Origin of the sequence: Pedobacter frigidisoli, from assembly GCF_032678525.1 — a bacterium.
GTDB classification, from domain to species: domain Bacteria; phylum Bacteroidota; class Bacteroidia; order Sphingobacteriales; family Sphingobacteriaceae; genus Pedobacter; species Pedobacter frigidisoli_A.
In genome coordinates this window covers 77062-97255 of sequence record NZ_JAVTSE010000008.1, presented here as the reverse complement: position 1 = coordinate 97255, position 20194 = coordinate 77062, and the positions used below count along the sequence as shown (strand labels likewise).

18 protein-coding genes are annotated in these 20194 nt (G+C 40.2%); 12 read left to right on the top strand and 6 right to left on the bottom strand.

Features of this window, described 5'->3' with window-relative positions; translation table 11 throughout:
* Window positions 1–97: 97 nt before the first annotated feature.
* Window positions 98–3283, bottom strand: a complete 3186-nt coding sequence (locus R2Q80_RS19185) for a S41 family peptidase (protein WP_316801151.1) — start codon at window positions 3281–3283, stop codon at window positions 98–100.
* 85 nt (window positions 3284–3368) lie between these two features.
* Here R2Q80_RS19185 and R2Q80_RS19180 point away from each other — a divergent pair, with 85 nt between their 5' ends.
* The 3 genes from R2Q80_RS19180 to R2Q80_RS19170 all read left to right on the top strand — a co-directional run bounded on the left by R2Q80_RS19180 (window position 3369) and on the right by R2Q80_RS19170 (window position 6135).
* Window positions 3369–4640, top strand: coding sequence for a glycosyltransferase (locus R2Q80_RS19180; RefSeq protein WP_316801150.1), 1272 nt, complete (start codon window positions 3369–3371; stop codon window positions 4638–4640).
* Between the two features lie 116 nt (window positions 4641–4756).
* Window positions 4757–5503 (top strand): glycosyltransferase family 2 protein, encoded by a 747-nt coding sequence (locus R2Q80_RS19175; RefSeq protein ID WP_316801149.1) that lies wholly within the window; start codon window positions 4757–4759, stop codon window positions 5501–5503.
* A 71-nt stretch (window positions 5504–5574) separates the two neighbouring features.
* A complete protein-coding gene (locus R2Q80_RS19170) occupies window positions 5575–6135 on the top strand; it encodes a type 1 glutamine amidotransferase domain-containing protein (protein WP_316801148.1) in 561 nt (186 codons plus the stop codon).
* Window positions 6136–6196: 61 nt separating this feature from the next.
* Here the strand turns inward: R2Q80_RS19170 and R2Q80_RS19165 are convergent, their stop codons facing one another.
* From R2Q80_RS19165 to R2Q80_RS19145, 5 genes are all read right to left on the bottom strand, one after another.
* The gene (locus R2Q80_RS19165; RefSeq protein WP_316801147.1) at window positions 6197–7240 is read right to left on the bottom strand and encodes a hypothetical protein; all 1044 of its coding nucleotides are present in this window, start codon (window positions 7238–7240) and stop codon (window positions 6197–6199) included.
* A gap of 135 nt (window positions 7241–7375) precedes the next feature.
* The gene (locus R2Q80_RS19160) at window positions 7376–8554 is read right to left on the bottom strand and encodes a serine hydrolase (protein WP_316801146.1); all 1179 of its coding nucleotides are present in this window, start codon (window positions 8552–8554) and stop codon (window positions 7376–7378) included.
* 30 nt (window positions 8555–8584) lie between these two features.
* On the bottom strand, window positions 8585–9484 hold the full coding sequence (locus R2Q80_RS19155) for a lysophospholipid acyltransferase family protein (protein WP_316801145.1): 900 nt from the start codon (window positions 9482–9484) through the stop codon (window positions 8585–8587).
* Window positions 9485–9676: 192 nt separating this feature from the next.
* Window positions 9677–11482 (bottom strand): translational GTPase TypA, encoded by a 1806-nt coding sequence (typA, locus tag R2Q80_RS19150; RefSeq protein WP_316801144.1) that lies wholly within the window; start codon window positions 11480–11482, stop codon window positions 9677–9679.
* Between the two features lie 221 nt (window positions 11483–11703).
* Window positions 11704–12513 carry an alpha/beta hydrolase gene (locus tag R2Q80_RS19145; protein WP_316801143.1) on the bottom strand — a complete coding sequence of 270 codons (810 nt, stop codon included), beginning with the start codon at window positions 12511–12513 and terminating at the stop codon, window positions 11704–11706.
* Window positions 12514–12681: 168 nt separating this feature from the next.
* Between R2Q80_RS19145 and R2Q80_RS19140 the strand changes: the two genes are divergently transcribed.
* The 9 genes from R2Q80_RS19140 to R2Q80_RS19100 all read left to right on the top strand — a co-directional run bounded on the left by R2Q80_RS19140 (window position 12682) and on the right by R2Q80_RS19100 (window position 20082).
* The gene (locus tag R2Q80_RS19140; RefSeq protein WP_316801142.1) at window positions 12682–13389 is read left to right on the top strand and encodes an esterase family protein; all 708 of its coding nucleotides are present in this window, start codon (window positions 12682–12684) and stop codon (window positions 13387–13389) included.
* Between the two features lie 78 nt (window positions 13390–13467).
* Entirely contained in the window at window positions 13468–14502 is a 1035-nt protein-coding gene (locus R2Q80_RS19135; protein WP_316801141.1) for a hypothetical protein, read from the top strand.
* Window positions 14503–14528: 26 nt separating this feature from the next.
* Complete coding sequence (locus R2Q80_RS19130) at window positions 14529–15629, top strand: carboxylate-amine ligase (protein ID WP_316801140.1); 1101 nt, start codon at window positions 14529–14531, stop codon at window positions 15627–15629.
* Window positions 15630–15635: 6 nt separating this feature from the next.
* Window positions 15636–16457, top strand: coding sequence for a glutamine amidotransferase-related protein (locus tag R2Q80_RS19125; protein WP_316801139.1), 822 nt, complete (start codon window positions 15636–15638; stop codon window positions 16455–16457).
* A 13-nt stretch (window positions 16458–16470) separates the two neighbouring features.
* Window positions 16471–17658 carry a hypothetical protein gene (locus R2Q80_RS19120; protein WP_316801138.1) on the top strand — a complete coding sequence of 396 codons (1188 nt, stop codon included), beginning with the start codon at window positions 16471–16473 and terminating at the stop codon, window positions 17656–17658.
* Between the two features lie 93 nt (window positions 17659–17751).
* Window positions 17752–17910, top strand: coding sequence for a FeoB-associated Cys-rich membrane protein (locus R2Q80_RS19115; RefSeq protein WP_316801137.1), 159 nt, complete (start codon window positions 17752–17754; stop codon window positions 17908–17910).
* A 12-nt stretch (window positions 17911–17922) separates the two neighbouring features.
* Entirely contained in the window at window positions 17923–18513 is a 591-nt protein-coding gene (locus R2Q80_RS19110; RefSeq protein ID WP_316801136.1) for a Crp/Fnr family transcriptional regulator, read from the top strand.
* Between the two features lie 93 nt (window positions 18514–18606).
* Window positions 18607–19137: a YceI family protein gene (locus tag R2Q80_RS19105; RefSeq protein ID WP_316801135.1), complete on the top strand. Its 531-nt coding sequence runs from the start codon at window positions 18607–18609 to the stop codon at window positions 19135–19137.
* 75 nt (window positions 19138–19212) lie between these two features.
* Window positions 19213–20082: a pirin family protein gene (locus R2Q80_RS19100; RefSeq protein WP_316801134.1), complete on the top strand. Its 870-nt coding sequence runs from the start codon at window positions 19213–19215 to the stop codon at window positions 20080–20082.
* The last annotated feature ends 112 nt before the right edge of the window (window positions 20083–20194 follow it).

Sequence of the window (20194 nt, the reverse complement as noted above, 5' to 3'; positions counted from 1 at the left end):
CGGAAAATTTGTTTAACTGTATAAAATGATGAACGGGTTAATGGCAACAGCATCATTGCTTTCAACATTAACCCGTTTAAACGATTCACAACTTAAATTATTTCAGGTCTTTTAGAATCTCTGCCACCGCTTTTTCCAGTTGAGGATCTTTGTCTGCCAGACGATCTTCGAAGGTATTTTTAACAAAAACATCTGGCTTTACGCCTTCACTCTCGAGGTTTTTCCCATCCATTGTATAGCAACCCCAGGAGGGTAAGCGGTATGAAGACCCATCTACAAGTCCTTTAGCGGAAGTGAAAATAATCCAGCGATAGGTTTCCGTACCTATAATTTTACCGAGCCTCAATTGTTTAAAACCTGCCGCCGTCATTTCTGCATCACTGAGTGATTGTTCATTGATCAACAGCACGATAGGTTTTGCCGCAGGACCAAAATTACTTTGAGGTGCGAGTTTGCCGCCACGATATTTCCACTGCAGGTATGGACGTTGTGAGAGAAACTTCAGCACATCATCGTGTACATTCCCACCCGTGTTATAGCGAAGATCAAGAATGATCGCATCTTTGTTTTCTTCCTGTGCAACCATATCCAATAGAAAAGATTCCAGCTCGCCCCCACTCATATTTTTCATGTACGAATAAGCAATTCGGTTATTGCCCCATTTGTCCACCTTTTTGCGGTTATTGGTAATCCATTCATCGTATAGGTTTCCACGTAGGGTGCCGGAGCTTTCGGGATGTATATTTACATATATCTCTTTACCATTTCGGTTGAAGGTTAAGCTCATCTCTTTATCCAATGATGGTTTGCTGAAATAATAATCACGGTCTGTTTTTGCATCTACTTTAATCCCGTTCACCTGAGTCAGGATGTCACCGGCTAAAATATTTGTACCTGTGCGTGCGGCATTGCTTTTAGCGGCTATCCGTTCAACTTTCAGTGGGTGCTCATTATCGAACACGATCCCGGTTTCATTGGTTACATAATTCAGATTTTTGCGTTCTTCTACCCCGGTGCTGTTGAAACCCATGTGTGATGAATTTAGCTCTCCTAACATATCATTGAGCAAAATCCTCAAATCACTGCGGTTATTTACGTAAGGAAGATAAGCGGCATAGCGTGTTCTCATTTTATCCCAGTCTACACCATGAAACTTCTCATCATAAAAATTTTCATCCAGCCCTACCCAGGTTTCATAGAACATCTGATTAAACTCAGCATTGAGGTTTCTGGTAAATTTATATCCGTGATCAATTTTATCCAGTTTATTGGCCTCCAGGTTGTATTTATTGATAACACCACGGGAGAGCACAAAGAACTTATCTCCAGCCTGAACAATATTGTAATCTCCTCCGTCTGCTACTTTTTCCGTTTTATTGGCTTCGAAAGCTTCAATTGTTGTCCGATACAAACCAGGTGCCCCTCCCTCGTGATTAGAGGTATAAAAAACATAGGTTTTATCGCCTTTTGCAAAGGCATCCGTTCCATACTGTCCGCCAAAAGACGGACCAACAAGCTCTATGCGATCTAAAATATCCTGTGTATTAATCGCAATTACGCTTGCAGGTTTTGGAGTTGGCTTTACCCCGGCTTTCTTTTTACTGGTATCGGCTTTTCCCTTTTTGCTTTTATCATCAACAACGGGCTTTACTTCTGCAGGCTTCGTTTCTTTAAAGAGATCATCAAACTTATCAGAACGGTAAGGCTCATCATAATTGTTCAACGCCATCCGGTAGATATGCGCATTAGACATCCCGGTAGGATAAGATGGTTTAGTTCGGGCACTGGTAAAAAATATATATTTTCCATCGGGCGACCAGGAAGGTCCCGTTTCGGTAACCCCTGTGTTGGTTAAATTAATGGTTTTATTTTGTTTGATATTGTGTACTACGATATCCTGTTCAAAATTTCTATACACAGTAAACAGCAGGTATTCACCATTCGGAGAGAAACCGGGTGCTGAATTTTGAAATGCCCAGAATTCATCTGTGACCACCGTTTTACTGTCAAAAGTTTTAAGGTCCATTAATTTCAACTCATTTCTACCGCTTAGATAAACCGCCATGGTTTTACTCTTATTCAGGCTGATATCCCGGTTATTGGCCTTGTCTTTAGTCAGTTGTTTAACCGTTCCTTTACCGTCACCAGCAATGGTGAACCAATTTTGATAGCCATCTGCCGTTTGGCTAAAGAGGATTGTCTTATTATCAGCCAGCCATTTACATTCCATCGCCCTTTCTCCACTATTGGTAATTTTACGGATGAATTTTCCGTCGGCATCACTTACAAATACTTCTCCACGCGAAACGAATACAATCTTTTTACCATCGGTGGATGCATCAAAAGCAGAGATGTTTGCCCGTACATCATACTCCTGTTCTTTACTTAATACCTGGTTTCTGGATGTACTGATGCTCACCTTCTCTGTTTTTCTGGTATTTACATCATAAGTATATAGCTGATAGTCTTTTTCAAAAACGACAACAGTGCCGTTTGCAGCTACGAAAGGTCTTTTAATGGAGGTATCAAACTTAGTTAAACCTGTTTTCTTTCCACCGGTGAAGGTGTAAAGATTATATTCCTCATTGCCCTCATCGGATACAAAAAAGATATTTCCCTTTTGATCAACGCTCGTCCAGAAGTCTTTCCCGATATAATCAGTATATCGTTTGTATGTTTTGGTTTTAGGGTTGTAGGACTGAATATCCGGATTATAGGCACCTTTATAATGCTTGCGGTTAGGAAAGCGGTAACTTTCCCAGGTATCGTTGAAAAACAGTTCGCCTGTTGGCGATTCAGCGATATGGTGTGTGGTATTGAAGTAGTTATCAAATAAGCGGACTGCACTTCCACCATTCACATCCACCTTATAACTGGAAAAAGAATTATACCTTCCTGAAGTAAAATAGATGGTTTTGGAATCCCAGCTCCAGTTATCCACTTCATCAGAAGCGTCATTAAAGGTTAGCTGCCTGATATCACCTCCATTGATGGGCATTACGTATACATCATTATTACCAAACTGATTGGATGAAAATGCCAGCCATTTGCCATCGGGAGAAACTTTTGGATTGATTTCTTCGCCCTGTAGTGCGGTAATCCGGGAAGCCACCCCACCTTTAACCGGAACTTTCCAGATATCGCCATCATAACTGAATACTATAGTCTGCGCATCGGGCGTTAATGCTGGATAGGAAGCAAAATAGGTTTGATTTTGAGCAAATGAATAACATGGCAGCAAAAACGCTATTGCCGTAAGCGATTTTAACAGGGTTTTGATCATGATTTTGGTTTGTTGGCTTAAAATTAGGTTGAAATTACGCAACAGATTTTATATTCGTGAACAATAAAATGTATTTTTGGTCGATTTGAAAGTAGTACACTTAAATACCTATGATGGAAATGGCGGAGCTGGCAGAGCCTGCCTTCGCCTGAGCGACGCCTTGAATGCAAATGGTATTGAATCGAAAGTACTGGTGTATTATAAATTTGGAAACAATCCAGAGATTGATACTTTCAGCAAGTCTCCTTTTCAGAGAGCGAAGGCAGTTTTCAATATCTTCTCGGAAAGATATTATGCCAAATGGCTGAGCAAATCCGTTAAAACCCCTTTTAGTTTGCAGTGGTTCGGGCGATCGGTTAAAAATCATCCTGCTGTTAAGGGTGCCGACATCATACATTTGCATTGGGTAAACCATGGTTTTTTAACCCCGAAGTTTTTAGCTGAGCTTGACGAGCTGGAGAAACCCATTGTGTGGACTTTCCACGACAGCAATGCATTTACAGGCGGTTGCCATGTGCGTTATGGCTGTGAAAATTTCCATCAGCAATGTGGCAATTGTCCGATTCTGAAAATGAGTGGTGATGATGATATTTCACACAAGACCTGGCAACGTAAACAAAAGGCTTATAGTGAACTTAATTTTCATATTGTGGCACCGAGTAAGTGGATGGCTAAGTCGGTCAAGTTTAGCAGTTTATTAGGTACGCGAAAAACTTCCGTGATCCCCAATACAATAGAAACCAATATTTTCAAACCTTATGTAAAAGCTGAAGCGAAGAAAATATTAAAAATCAATCCGGATAAATTTGTGTTGATGAGTGGATTTATGCCGTCAAAAAATGATAAGCATAAGGGAACGCCTTATTTGATTAAAGCATTGGAAATCTTATCCAAAAGATCAGGAATTAACAAAGCAAATATTGAACTGGTTATTTTTGGCAATAAAGAAAATGCGGAAATGCCTGAATTCCCCTTTAAGACAACCTTTTTGGGTACAATAAATAAAGATGATCATTTAGCAAAGTGTTATTCGGCTGCCGATGCTTTTATTACACCATCCCTCGAAGACAATTTACCCAATACGGTGATGGAAAGTCTGGCTTGTGCCACTCCGGTGATTGCTTTTACTACAGGTGGAATCCCCGATATGGTAAAGCACATGCAGAATGGTTACCTGGCAGAATATGAAAATGCCCGAGATCTGGCAAATGGAATTGAATGGCTTTACCACCGCCCGAATAAGGAAGAGATACAAAAAGCAGCAAGGCTAAGTATTCTGGCAGATTTTTCGGAAGAGGTTATTGCTGCTGAACACATTCACCTGTACGAAACCCTGATTGATTTGCAACCAAAATAGTTTTGACTTGAAGATTAATTTAATCTTTACATTCCAATTTATTTGAGGGCATACAAACCCGACAAATCTTTGCTAAATTTATAGCGTTTCGACTAGCCAAATGAAAAAATATAGCAATGCCTAAACTGACCATCATCACCATCGTATATAATAACGTCCGCGACATTGAACGAACGATAAAGTCGATTATCAATCAAACCTGCAAAAGCATCGAATATATTGTAATTGATGGGGCATCAACTGATGGTACGCTGGAAGTGGTTAACAGGTATCAAACACAAATCTCTAAAATTGTTTCGGAGCCTGACAAAGGAATTTATGATGCGATGAACAAAGGCCTTGCATTGGCTACGGGTGATTATGTTTTGTTCATGAATTCGGGCGATGAGATCTACGATGAACATACGGTTGAGGATGTTTTTGATTCGGCACCAGGAGCAGATATTTATTATGGGGAAACCGAAATGTACAATGATAACTGGGAAAACCTGGGAAGAAGAAGGCATGAAGCACCGGAGCATTTTGATTGGACGAGTTTTAAATATGGCATGAACATCAGCCACCAGGCGATATACATCAGAAGGAGTATTGTTACGCCATATGATTTACGTTATAAATACAGTTCGGATATCGACTGGATCATAAAGGCGGCGAAAAAAGCATCAAACATTGTTAATGTTCACCGCTACGTGGCCAAGTATCTCGTTGGTGGCATGAGCAAGAAAAAACATCGAGAAAGTTTAAAGGAGCGTTTTAACATCTTTACCAAATATTATGGGTTAATTCCTAATATTTTTAATCACATCATCATTGCAGGAAATCTCGGCGTTTATTTTCTCAAACACCGCCGAACAAATGACTAATCACATTTTGTCAAAACAAAATTTCCCGAATGAATGTCTTTAAATACATACCTATTTAAAACAGAAAGATTATGGGACAATTAAGTAACCGCACAATAGCTGTTCTTTCAGAAAGCGGATTTGAAGAAGTTGAATTAACTGAGCCGGTAAAGAGATTAAAAGAGGAAGGTGCAACCGTACATATCATTTCCTCAAAAAATGGAAAAATTAAAGCCTGGGATCAGGACCATTGGTCGATAGAAGTGGAGGTTGACAAAACAATTGCAGAGGCAGATGCCGACGATTATAACGGATTACTTTTGCCTGGAGGGGTGATTAATCCAGATCAACTTCGGGTAAATGCAGATGCGATTGCATTCGTGAAATCATTTTTTGCGGATGGCAAACCTGTTGCTGCCATTTGCCATGGTCCGCAAACGCTGATAAATGCGGATGTAGTTCAGGGTAGGAAATTAACATCAGTAAAAAACATTTCACAGGATTTAATAAATGCAGGCGCTTTGTGGAGTGATGAAGAAGTAGTAGTAGACCAGGGTCTGGTAACCAGCAGAACACCTGAAGATTTACCTGCTTTTAATGATAAAATTGTAGAAGAATTTGCGGAGGGAATACATGAGGGCCAACACGCTTAACGTTTTGGACGCTCTTTCTAGATTCACTCAAAAACGGCTGGCAACATTGTCAGCCGTTTGCTTATAACTTCACCTGCCTGATGATGTTTTTGATATTCAGTTCGATGATATCTGTCATATTACCGCATTTCAAATAGTTTTTATCTTTAAAATATTCACTCATACTTTGCTTTAATATGGCAATATTTTCTGGTGTAGTCAGCTCTTCCTTATTTGAAACATCTCTTAGATCAGTTAAACGGTGCCGCTCACTTCTTACCCGGTGAACAATAGAGGAACGCTCTTCCTGTTGATATTGTAAAACCGTTTTTTCGGTTAGTTGCTCCATACTCATTTTTACATAAGGGAGATTCTCTTTAAAAAACTGGGGCAAATAAACTTTCAGGTTCCCTTCATAAAACTGTTGGTCGAAGTCTATGGCACGTATACGGAATTGAATATCATCAAAGTCAGGTGTAATCTGAACTACAAAATTATAGGCACGCATATCTCCTAAGAGCATGATCAGGCAACGCTCATTGAACTTAACAAATTCCTTAGCGATACGGGTGGGATTAAATTCGGGGGTATACAATTGGCCTTTTGTAAAAACATCTCCAGGAATGCCGGCAATATGCTCTTCCACCAGGGTGTCTCCATCCACCAGATAATTCACCTGATTGGGAGATAGAATCTCTTCCATTTCCAGGCCATAAATACGGGAGGCATCTGCCTTTTTGATATAGAAATAGTCATAAACATCATTTAATCTGTTTACAATTCTGATGCGGAAGGGATGAGTATTGCCGAAGGTGCAGTATTCAATTTTATCGATGTATTTATGTTCAACGATCCGAAGGTTTCCTGAAGCTTTTAAGTTGGCGTAGACTTCTTTTAATCCGTTATGGAGATTTTCAATCAGATCCTGTGCATATATCGGTCCTTCCCACAGTGAGTCTTTACCGGATTTGTCCATCAATGGAAAGGCTTCATTGAACTGCATGAGATCTTGATACGATATTGGTAATTTAGCCTCACGCTGATAGGTCCGCAAATACTTCTGCAAAGCTGGCGTAACGGGGAAAATTGGTTTCTTTTTCAGAATTTTTACGTCTTCGTTTTCCATGTATCAGCAATGTAGTGTTTTAAAAATTCAACGGCAAAGAAAATAAAGCAAGCGCAATGAACGTGGAGATAAATAGTAAACTTGGTGTGCTTTGCGGATATTTCTTTGTGCCCTTTATGGTTAAATAAGGTCAAATCAGGGATAATTAAAGGGCAGTCCAGCTAAATACCTGCTGATTTTCCGGTAGGGATAATCACCCGCACCATGAGCTGCAAACTGCACAATGATGGTATTGGTTTTAGGATCGACATATAACCTTTGCCCGAGCATTCCTTCCGCAGCATAGTCGCCATTATCTCCTGACTGTGGAATCCACCACATATAATGGTGGGCCGATTTTTGCCAGCCTTTGGCCGAAGCAGGCTTTTCGCTACCGATGTGAATAGATTGATCTACCCATGATTTGGTGACCACCTGAACATGATTGTATTCTCCTTGATGCAAATACAATCTGCCAATCTTTGCCAGGTCGATTGGAGTTACCTGAAACCGGCTTGCTGTATTTGCCAGTCCACCAGGCTGATCTAATCCAAAGGATGCGGGATACTGTGCGCCTATTTTTCTCCAAACCGATTCTTCAAAAAACCTGGCTACCGGCTTACCAGTTGCCCTTTCCAAAACCCAGCCCAATAAAATTGGATCAATACTTTTATATTTCCAGACCGTGCCTGGCTGATTATCGAGCCTGACTTTCATCAACTCTTGCTTCATGTCATGAGTATAATAGTATTTCGCCTCATCAGATAAAAAAGCCTTTATCACTCCGCCTAAAGCATCCTGAAAGGCTAAACCGGATTTCATATCTAGCAGGTTTCTTATCGTAATCTGTTTAAATGAGGCGTTTCCAGCCAGTTCGGGGATGTAATCGGTTACCCGGTCATTCAAGTTTTTGATATGCCCTGCAGCTAAGGCCTGACCAATCATAATCGACACCATGCTCTTCGCACCAGAAAATATAGTTGTTAAGGTGCTGTCTGTATAACCCGGGCTATATTTCTCATAAAGTATGCTATCATTTCTAATGACCAGGAACGCATTCAGTTTGCCGTTTTTAAAGTATTCATCGAAGGTAATCAGGTGTTGATCAGCATCGCGTACCTTGAGGGTATCTAAATCATTTCTTATCCTGCCTGAACGATTAAAATGAAATGCGTTGTCACTTTTATGCACGACATCCTGTGGAAAAGCTTTATAAGTATCAGCATCAGGTGTTCGGTACCATAAAACCCTGATCAAATAAGGATGAATGAGAAATAACGATATAATGCCCAGTAAAATTATGACTGTGATATACGCTAAAATCTTTTTGAACATGAAACGGAACATTGTTGGCAAATATAAAAATTAATTCGCCTGCGCAACTAATGTTCCCGGCGGTGGTTTATGCTTCCACCTTCTGTGGCTCCAAAGCCAGTATGCTGGTTCCTGCTGAATAATCCCTTCTAAGAGCCTGGTATGCATTTCGGTGATCTCAAAGTTTTCAGTCTTCTTAGGATTTAAGCATAAGGGCACGCAATCAACCTCATAATACCCTCGCTTTAAAACCTTAACTTTTAAATAAAAAATAGGACGATTTGTTTTTTTTGCTATTTTTTCAATGCCTAATTGTATAGCCGCTGGCTGATTTAAAAAGGTGGTCCAGTAGTGTGATTCATCTTTTGCCGGTGCCTGATCGTTACCGAAACTAAAACTGGTTGGTCCGTTTTTACTTAACGTGAGTGCCCTCATGGTCTGCCTCATGGCTACCATATGATTTCCAAACCTGCTTCTGATTTTTCTGAACCAGATATCAAATACCGGATTACTCAAAGGTTTATATATTGGGTAATGACTTCCGGAAAAATTTAGTCCAATCCCGATTGTGCCCCATTCCCAATTCCCATAGTGAGCGGAGCAAAATAATACACTCTGGCCACTTTTCAAATAAGTTTCAGCGAGTTCAGTGTGCTTAAAAACGAATCGTTTTCGAATTGCTCTTTTCGAAATAGTCGTCATTTTTACCACTTCGAAAATTAAGGAAGCCAGGTATTTGTAATAGCGTTTCTCAATTTCCACGATTTCAGGTAGTGTTTTCCAGGGAAAGGCTTTTAGCAAATTTTCTCTGACTACTGTTTTTCGATATCCGAAAACATGATATAGTAGAAGGTAACTACCATCCGCAAGCAAATACAGAATAGGTAAGGGAAAAAGTGACAATGCACTTAAAAAAAATATGCCCATTAAGGAGATGCCTTTCTTAATCATGCAGGATGAGTTGATAGGCAAAATTAAAAGGGCTGTAAAAAACTTATGCCATGAAAATGTTAGATTTTTATGCTTGTAAGATGGTTTGAGTTTCCGCTGACAGAAAACGCCATAAGTGATTGAGAATTTCCAAATTCTTTACAAAAAAAAGCCCCGATTTTCATCGGGGCCTGGAATTTATTTTCAAAAGGATTAAGCGAATTGCTTTCCTTTAACTTTACGTTCTTGTTCTGTTAAGAAGATTTTACGTAAACGCATGCTTACTGGTGTAACCTCGATGTACTCATCAGCCTGGATATACTCCATAGCCTCTTCTAACGAGAATTTAATTGCAGGCGCAATACGGGTATTATCATCAGTACCCGAAGCACGCATGTTGGTTAACGCTTTACCTTTAACCACGTTTACTACTAAATCATTATCACGGATGTGCTCACCCATAATCTGACCTTCATAAACATCAGCTCCCGGGTCGATAAAGAAGCGACCTCTATCCTGTAATTTATCGATTGAATATGCTGTAGTCTGACCTTTTTCCATTGAAATCAATACACCGTTCAAACGACCAGGAATAGTTCCTTTCCAAGGCTCATAAGCTTTGAAACGGTGCGCCATGATTGCTTCACCAGCAGTAGCAGTTAATACGTTGTTACGTAAACCGATAATACCACGCGATGGGATCTCAAATTCTAAATGTTGTAAATCACCTTTTGGCTCCATAATCAATAACTCGCCTTTACGTTGTGTTACCAATTCAATTACTTTACCAGAAACTTCTCCAGGTACATCAACAATTAAAGTTTCAACCGGCTCATGTTTTTTACCATCGATTTCTTTCACGATAACCTGTGGCTGACCCACTTGTAACTCGTAACCTTCACGACGCATCGTTTCGATTAATACTGATAAATGGAGAATACCACGACCATAAACCAACCATGAATCTGGCGAAGCAGTTTCAACAACTTTCAAGGCAAGGTTTTTTTCCATCTCTTTCATCAAACGGTCTTTGATCCGTTGAGAAGTAACCAATTTACCTTCTTTACCAAAGAAAGGTGAGTTATTGATGGTGAACAACATGTTCATTGTTGGCTCATCAATGCTGATTACTGGTAATTGCTCTGGTGCTTCGAAATCAGCGATAGTATCACCAATATCAAAACCATCGATACCTACAACTGCACAGATATCTCCTGAACTTACTTCAGTAGCTTTAACTTTGCCTAAACCTTCAAATGTATAAAGTTCTTTTACTCTTGATTTAACGATTTTACCATCGCGTTTGATTAAAGTAACCGGCTGGTTTTCTTTAATTGTACCGCGGTGAACACGACCGATCGCAATACGACCTACGAAAGATGAATAATCCAAAGAGGTGATTTGCATTTGTAATGTACCCTCGTTGATTGGTGCTGGTGGAATGTTGGCCACAACTGCATCCAATAAAGCAAAGATATCGGTAGTTGGTTTCTGCCAGTCAGTACTCATCCATCCTTGTTTAGATGAACCGTAAATAACAGGGAAGTCCAATTGTTCTTCAGTTGCTTCAAGGTTAAAGAACAATTCGAAAATTTGCTCATAAACCTCTTCAGGGCGACAGTTTTCTTTATCCACTTTGTTTACCACCACAATTGGCTTTAAACCTAATGCCAAAGCTTTTTGCGTTACGAAACGTGTTTGAGGCATTGCACCTTCAAAAGCATCGCAAAGTAAAAGTACTCCATCGGCCATTTTCAAAACACGCTCTACCTCACCGCCAAAATCCGCGTGACCAGGTGTATCGATAATGTTAATTTTTACGTCTTTGTATTGAACAGATACGTTTTTAGATACGATCGTGATACCACGCTCGCGCTCTAAATCGTTATTATCCAATATCAACTCTCCTGTTTGTTCGTTGTCACGAAAAATAGAACAAGAGTGTAAAATCTTATCAACCAACGTGGTTTTACCGTGGTCAACGTGTGCTATAATAGCTATATTTCTAATCTTTTGCATAAAATGCGCCTCAAATTTGGCGCAAAGATAATGTTTTGAAATGGATTTTCTACTATGACCCCAACTATTTAATGCTATGATAATGTTGCAATTATCTCATTTTTAACCCAAAAGCAATCTTTAGTGCTTACCTCCGTAAGTTGAGCAGCATTTTAACTGACGGCTGTAGGTTTATCTTCTAGCCCGGTTTACAGATAGGCTGCCTCATAAAATAGCCTGGGTTAAACTTCAAAAGCCCAGTTCAAAAACGCAGGCATCACACTTTCCCAGGTAGGCACATCATGTTTTCCTCCTACCTTTTCAAAGTAGAAAACATTTTCATTACGCTTATAGCCTTTCTTTAAAAGCGCTTTTACAATATCAATGGTATCATCAATCGAATCAATGATAAAATTTTTATTGCGGTCTGCCTTTTCGTCTTCAGTTCCCGTCATCAGCCAAAACTTCATATCGGCCCTGGTTGAGGTACGTTCAATCAATGCATGCATAATCCGGTCTGCATCTGTATACCCATCTGCTAAATCTCTGGTTCGCCACCAAAAGGCACCAGAGAACACGCCTACAGCATCAAACACAGCAGGATGATTCCAGGCAATATCAAATGCGGATAAGCCACCTAATGAAAATCCGGCATAGGCAACTTTGCCGGTTATTGGCATTGCGATCTTCTTTTTAACAAAGGGTAAAAGTTCTTTAATCACAAAATCGGTATAGGCACCAGCTTTTGCCCCGCGGCCTCTAAAATCAGGAATTCCGGCTACACCATACTCCATTAAACGATCTTCAGAAGCTTTAATGGCCACTACAACCAATCTATGATTTCGTTTATGCTGATGCGCAGCCTGAAGGATTTTTGGAAAATCCATCATTGCCACATCCTGGCCATCGTTTAACAGAAGAAGTTCAATTTTTTCATTTCCTAATATTCCCTCTGGAGCATAAATATCGATTTCCACCTCATGCTTCAGATAAGCAGATGGTATCCTCAAATTACTGGTATTAACTTTTACAGATAAAATTGTAGTATACATAGTTCAAATCCCTTTCACCCGGCAACGCCTCAAAAATTTCGGCAAAGGTACAAATCCTGATAAACTATTAATTATCAGCCCTCATTTTTTGTCAGCAAGATTAACTTTATAAGGCACCTACTATTTTTCTTGATTTAAATCTCTATCTTAATGCATTAAATATTCGATATGATAAAAGAAGAATACAAGCGGTGGTATAGCCCCAACCTGAGTATGGATATCGATATGCTCATATTTGGCCATGCCGGCATTCCTGTTCTGTTATTCCCCACAAGTATGGGCCGGTATTTTGAAAACAAAGATTTTAAGCTGATTGATGCTGTAGAGGGATTCATCAACGAGGGTAAAATTAAGATTTATTGCCCTGACGCAATTGACAAACTGAGTTGGTATAATAAGGGGATACATCCTGCAGATCGGGTTAAAAATCATATCTGGTACGATAAATACCTGCTCGAGGAGGTTGCTCCCCTGGCCCGCCATGAAACCGGACATAGTAAAATCATTACAGCAGGATGCAGTTTTGGCGGTTATCATGCTGCAAATTTTGCTTTCAGGCATCCCTGGCTGGTGAGTCATATGTTTAGTATGAGCGGTGCATTTGATATCAGTGGTCAACTAGATGGTTTTTACAATGATGATGTATACTTTAATAATCCCGTCGACTTTGTACTCAATAACAGCAATCCTGAACTACACTACATGAAAATTGTACTGGGAACAACCGATAGAGATATGTGCAGACCTGATAATGAAAGGTTATCGGACATTCTCCATAAAAAAGGCATTGATCACTGGTTGGATATCCGGCCTAACGCTGATCACGACTGGCCAATCTGGAGGGAAATGTTCCCCAACTATATTGCGCAATTATAAGTTCATCATTCGATTAAAACAATTAACCGATTAAGCAGTTACAGCATTAACACATAGCACCTTTAAAAACAAAAACTGATGAAAAAAATAGGGATTTTGTATGGTCAGGAACGTTCTTTTCCTGAAGCACTTGTAGAGCGAATTAATCAAAAAGCAGAAAAGGATATAATAGCTGAACCAGTAAAAATAGAAAAGATCCTCCAAAACCAGCCTTTGGATTATGCGGTAATCATTGATCGTATTTCTCAGGATGTTCCATTTTACCGGGCATCTTTAAAAAACGCTGCTATTACCGGAACGGCCATTATCAACAATCCGTTTTGGTGGAGTGCGGACGAGAAATTTTTTAACAACGTACTGGCTGAACAAATAGGTGTTCCCGTTCCTAAAACGGCACTAATCCCATCCCGGCAGCACCCCACCGGCACAACTTCAGAATCATTCTCTAACCTTGCCATGCCCTTAAACTGGGACGAAATTTTCGATTATGTAGGTTTCCCTGCATACATGAAGCCTTATGATGGTGGTGGATGGAGAGATGTTTATAAGCTTCATGATAAAGAAGATTTCTTTGATAAGCATAGTGGAACCGATCAGCTGGTGATGCTGCTTCAGGAAGAAATCATTTTTGATGAATATTTCAGGTGCTATTGTATTGGCGGCAAGCATGTACGCATTATGCAATATGAACCACGTAACCCACACCATCTGCGTTATGCAACAGATGGCAAAACCCCTGATGCCAAATTGCTTAAAACTGTTGAAGAGTACACCATAAAACTTTGCACTTATCTGGGTTATGATTTTAATACCGTAGAATTTGCAGTAAGAGATGGTATACCCATTGCAATTGATTTTTGCAACCCGGCCCCCGATGCGGATATTAATAGTGTGGGTGCGGAGAATTTCGAATGGGTAGTGGAAACAACTGCCAACTATGCCATCGAACGTGCAAAAGCACAAAAACCGGGTCAGGACAATCTCACCTGGGGAAAATACATTAAAGCTTCAGTTGCAGGTACGCCTTTGCTAAATAAAACTATAGCAAAGAAACCAGGCAAAGCGGCTCCCACTCCAAAGGCAAAACCAAAAAAGGCAACTCCTGAAAAATAAGCGGGATCAAAATTAATACGATGAAGATGAATGAATTTACATTGGGTGTAGAGGAAGAGTATATGGTAGTTGATCCCGTGACCAGAGAACTTACCTCACATGATCAGAAAATTGTTGAAGCTGCTCAGAAAATACACAAAGATCAGGTAAAGGCAGAAATGCACCAGGCTGTTGTAGAGGTGGGTACAGGTATTTGCAGAACCACAACTGAGGCCAGAAAAGAGATTTCACAGTTGCGATATACGGTATCACAACTTGCGGGAGAACAGGGCTTAAGAATCGGTGCAGCAGGTACACATCCTTTTTCACATTGGGAAAAGCAGCTGATTACGGAGCATCCCCGTTACAATGAAATTGTAAATGAATTACAGGAAGCAGCGCGGTCTAACCTCATTTTCGGATTACATGTTCATGTAGGCTTTCAATCGAGGGAACTGGCCATTCACATCGCAAATCAGGTGAGGTATTTTCTGCCCCACGTATTTGCCTTGTCAACCAATTCTCCTTTTTGGGAAGGAAGAAATACCGGATATAAATCTTTCCGTACGAAAATCTTTGATAAGTTCCCCAGAACGGGGATTCCTGATATCTTTAACAGTATTGAAGATTACGATAGTTATGTAAAGTTGCTCATCAAAACAAACTGCATGGATAATGCAAAAAAAATCTGGTGGGACATTCGCGTGCATCCGTTTTTTGATACCGTGGAGTTCCGCATTTGCGATTGCCCTATGCTGATAGATGAAACCATGGCCTTTACAGCTCTATTTCAATCCCTGTGTGCAAAACTCTATAAGCTGAGGCTGCAAAACATGACCTTCATCAGTTATTCCAGAGCCCTGATCAATGAAAATAAATGGCGGGCAGCCCGCTATGGCATTGATGGAAACCTGATTGACTTTGGAAAAGAGATGGAGGTAAACTGCCGCAACCTGGTGTTGGAGTTACTTGATTTTGTAGATGATGTAGCGGACGAACTTGGATGCCGCGAGGACATTAACTATGTTCATAAGATATTGGAACATGGCACAGGTGCCGACCGGCAACTGGCGGTTTATCAGCAAACCGGTAGTTTTGAATCGGTAGTTGATTATATAACCACCCAAACGTTGATTGGTGCAAAGTAATTACGAATGGAGAAAAAAAGAGATTTAAGAGTAGCTGTTATTGACATGAACAACGGCGCGCCCAATCAGGGTATGCGTGGAATCGGGGAAATTTTAACCCGCTTCGAAAGTGACCACGGCATCAGCCTTCACTCCGATATTTTTGATTTGAGGCAAAAAGGCGAAATACCCGACTTGTCTTATGACGCCTATATTTCAAGCGGTGGCCCAGGCAGCCCTATAGAAAGTGAAGGGGAAAAGTGGGAAAATGACTTTTATAACCTGCTGGACCAGATTGAAGCCTTCAATGCATCTCATAAAGATGACAGGAAATATGCCTTTCTGATTTGTCACTCTTTTCAATTGGCTTGCAGAAAGTATAAACTGGGCAATGTAACCGAAAGACGGTCTAATGCTTTTGGAATTTTTCCCATCACGCTAACAAATGAGGGAGAAACTGATGAAATTTTCTCTGGGATAAGCAATCCTTTTTTTTCTGTTGACAGCAGAGACTGGCAGGTGATCGAACCTGATTATGAAGCTTTTGCGACCAAAGAAGCTAAACTCCTGGCCATCGAAAAAGAACGAAAACACGTTAATCTGGAGCGGTGTATGATGTCTATCCGTTTTTCCCCGGAAATTATTGGCACCCAGTTTCATCCGGAAGCCGATCCTGTAGGAATGAAAATGTACTTGCTTCAGGAGGAAAAGAAAAAGGTAATCATTGATACGCATGGGGAACAGAAATATTTTGATATGCTTAACAGCTTAGATGATCCGGCGAGGATTGTTTTAACTCAAAGTGTGATCTTACCTAATTTCCTGAAAAAGGCTTTAACATACCTATAAAAGATTCTAACAAATGATACCAGCACTAAGGGAGCAATTTAATCAGCAGTTTAATCAGGAGCGATATGAAAATTTCCTGTCAGAACTTCAGAAAGGCTATCCCGAAATTCCTTTTCGGGTAGCAGAGACACCAATTTTTGTACCCAAAGCTTTGAAAGAAAAGCTCATCGCTGCAGGCGAAGAGATTATCAATGTGATTAAGCAGCCGGATTTTAAGCGACTTACTGAAGCATCCATTCCACCTGAATGGAAAGTGCCTAATGAAAATAAGCAGCCACATTTTTTAACTTTTGATTTCGGCATTTGCAAAAATGAGGATGGTGAATTGTCGCCCATGCTTATCGAAATGCAGGGCTTTCCTTCCCTCTACGGCTTCCAGCATCACCTGGCTGACACATTTGAAAAAAACTATGAAATTGATCCCGAGGTTGACTATTTTTTAAATGGATTTGATCAGGAACAATATGTTACCCTTTTGAAAACAGTGATTATTGGTGATCATGAAGTACATGAGGTAGCCCTGATGGATGTGGATGCGCCTAACCAGAAAACGGCTATCGACTTTTTTGTGACTCAAAAAATACTGGGTATTAAGATTTTAGCATTAGAAGATATTAAACGGGTTGGACGCCAACTGTTCTATGAAGAAAATGGTAAAAAGATTCAACTCAAAAGAATTTACAACCGGTTAATTTTCGATGAGGTTGCTAACAGAACGGAACTTTTCGATAGCAGCTTTGACCCCAGGGCTGACCTTGATGTGGAGTGGGTAACCCATCCCAACTGGTTTTACAGGATAAGCAAATACACCATGCCCTTCCTAAAAAGTAAATATGTACCAGAAACCTTTTTCTTAAATGAGCTAAATTCTATACCCGTAGATCTGGAACACTATGTGCTGAAACCATTATTTTCTTTTGCCGGAATGGGCGTAATTATTGATGTAACCCCACAGGACATTGAGAAAATTATAGACCCACACAACTGGATTTTACAACGGAAAGTAAGCTATGAACCAGCCGTGGAATCGCCAACGGGCGGTGTAAAAGCAGAAATCAGAATGATGTATTTATGGCCCGATGGTGAGGAACCTCAGCTTTGCATTAACCTGGCTAGATTGAGTAGAGGCAAGATGATTGGCGTTCGATACAATGCAGACTTCGACTGGGTAGGCGGCACCGTTGCATTTATGGAAAAATAGTCCGTAATTTAGTTGTGCAAACAATGCTTTTTGCCGCATACCTTTTTACATTAAACTGAAGCCCTGGCAGCAAAACCTCCTTATATTTGTATTATGGATACTCAAACGATTTTAGTCTTTCTACTCTTCGCGGTTGCTTTGGTATATGTAGGCCGTTTGGTTTTTAAATCTTTACAGGTAAAAAAAGATGGTTGTGGAGGTAATTGCAAATGTGGTGTTGATTTTTCTGACATTAAGCCCGCCAAAAAATAACCCGCTCATTGTATGATTGATCAGTTCAAAAACTATCTTAAAGACAAAATTGAAATTACGGATGAACAATTCGATAGTATTTCGGGTAACTTAAAAATCAAGAAGTTCGACAAGAACGAGATCATACAATATACAGGAGATATCTCCAAACATGGTTTTTTTGTTTGCAAAGGACTGCTGAGAGCCTATTCTATAGATTCAAAAGGTAAAGAACATATTCTTCAGTTTGCACCGGAGAACTGGTTAATATCTGACAGGAATAATATGAATAACGAAGCTTCGGTGTTTTTTATAGACGCTATTGAAGCAACAGAAGTGGTATTAATGCCCAATAATTTCATGGAGCAGGCAGCTATGCAGGTGCCTTGCTTACAGCCCATGCATACCCGCTTGCTTAATAATTCTATCCGTTTTATGCAAAAAAGAATTAATATGCTTTTAAGTGCTACCGCAGAAGAAAGATATCTTGACTTCATCAAACTTTACCCCAATCTCACTTTGCGCGTGCCGCAATGGATGATCGCTTCATACCTGGGCATCACGCCCGAGTCGCTAAGCCGTGTAAGAAAAGAACTGGCTAATAAACATTTCAAACCAAATTAATATTCCCTTCATTACTTACCATACATCAATTCCTGTTCATAACCAGCTACTTACTTTTGTGTTGTAAATATTAATATCAAAAACACAAAAGATATGGCAACTACAAAATGGACTTTAGATCCAACCCACAGCGAATTACAGTTTAAAGTAAAACACTTAATGATCACTACCGTTACTGGTAGCCTGAAATCTTTTTCGGCAGAACTTTCATCTGAAGGCGATGAGTTTGAGAACGCAGAAATTTCCTTCAAAGGAGACATCTCTTCGATTGATACAGGAAATACAGATCGCGATAACCACTTGAAAAGCGGTGATTTTTTCGACGCTGAAAAATTTGCTCACATCGAATTCAAATCTTCTTCAGTTGAAAAAGACGGTGCAGATTATATCGTTAAAGGTGACCTTACCATTAAAGGCGAAACCAAACCCGTAAAATTAACTGCAGAGTTTGGTGGCATTGCAACCGATCCATGGGGTAACACCAAAGCAGGTTTTACTTTAAGTGGAAAAATTAACCGCTCTGAGTTTGGCTTAACCTGGAATGCAGCATTGGAAACAGGCGGTGTGATGGTAAGTGAAGAAGTTCGTTTATTGGGCGAGTTGCAGTTTGTAAAACAAGCATAATTTCGCAGAGTGCTTTGAGCTTTGCGCATAAAATAATGATGTTCACAGCCCCATGCCTCAATTAATTTCAAGGTAATGGAAACAAAACAAGTATCACGTATCCTAAAAGCACCCGCACCCCATATGGTTGGCGATGGTTTTAGGGTACATAATTTTTTTCCGGGCGGATACCAGATCGATATGAGTCCGTTCTTTTTACTGGACTATGGCTCAAAAATCCAGTTCTCTGCCAGAAAAATTCCCCGTGGCGTTGGGATTCATCCACACAGGGGTTTCGAAACGGTTACGATAGCTTACCACGGCACCGTCGCGCATCATGATAGTTCAGGAAAGAGTGGCATAATTTATCCGGGAGACGTACAGTGGATGACAGCAGCTGCGGGAATACTCCATAAAGAGTACCATGAAGAGAACTACAGTTTGAAAGGGGGACCATTTCAAATGGTACAGTTATGGGTGAACCTTCCTGCAAAAGATAAAATGGGTAAGCCAGGATATCAGTCCATAAAACAACAGGATATGGCCTTTATTAACCTGCCCGACAATGGAGGAAAAATTGAAATCATTGCCGGAGATTACAAAGGACAAAAAGGAAACGCCCACACATTTACGCCGATGCACGTGTATAACGCCAGACTAAATATGCAGGGGAAGGCAAGTTTTAGTTTTCCTGCATATTTTAATACTGGTTTTATGGTGATTGAAGGAGCAGTGAAAATTAATCAAAAGGAAATTGCACCCGTCGATAGTTTCGTTCACTTTGAAAACCAGGGAGAGCAGATTGATATAGAGGCGCTGGAAAATAGCATCGTACTTATACTCAGCGGAGAGCCACTTAATGAGCCCATTGTTCAATATGGTCCCTTTTTGATGAACACCCAGGAAGAAATAAATCAGGCCCTGGAAGATTATAACCAGGGAAGATTTGGTTACATAGAAGAATAAAAAAGCTTCAACACCTAAATCCTGAAGCCGGCATTTGTAAAATCTGCCGGCTTTTTTCGTATATAGATTTTCATCCAATCTTCACTTTCGTTGATGACATTTGATTAAAAAT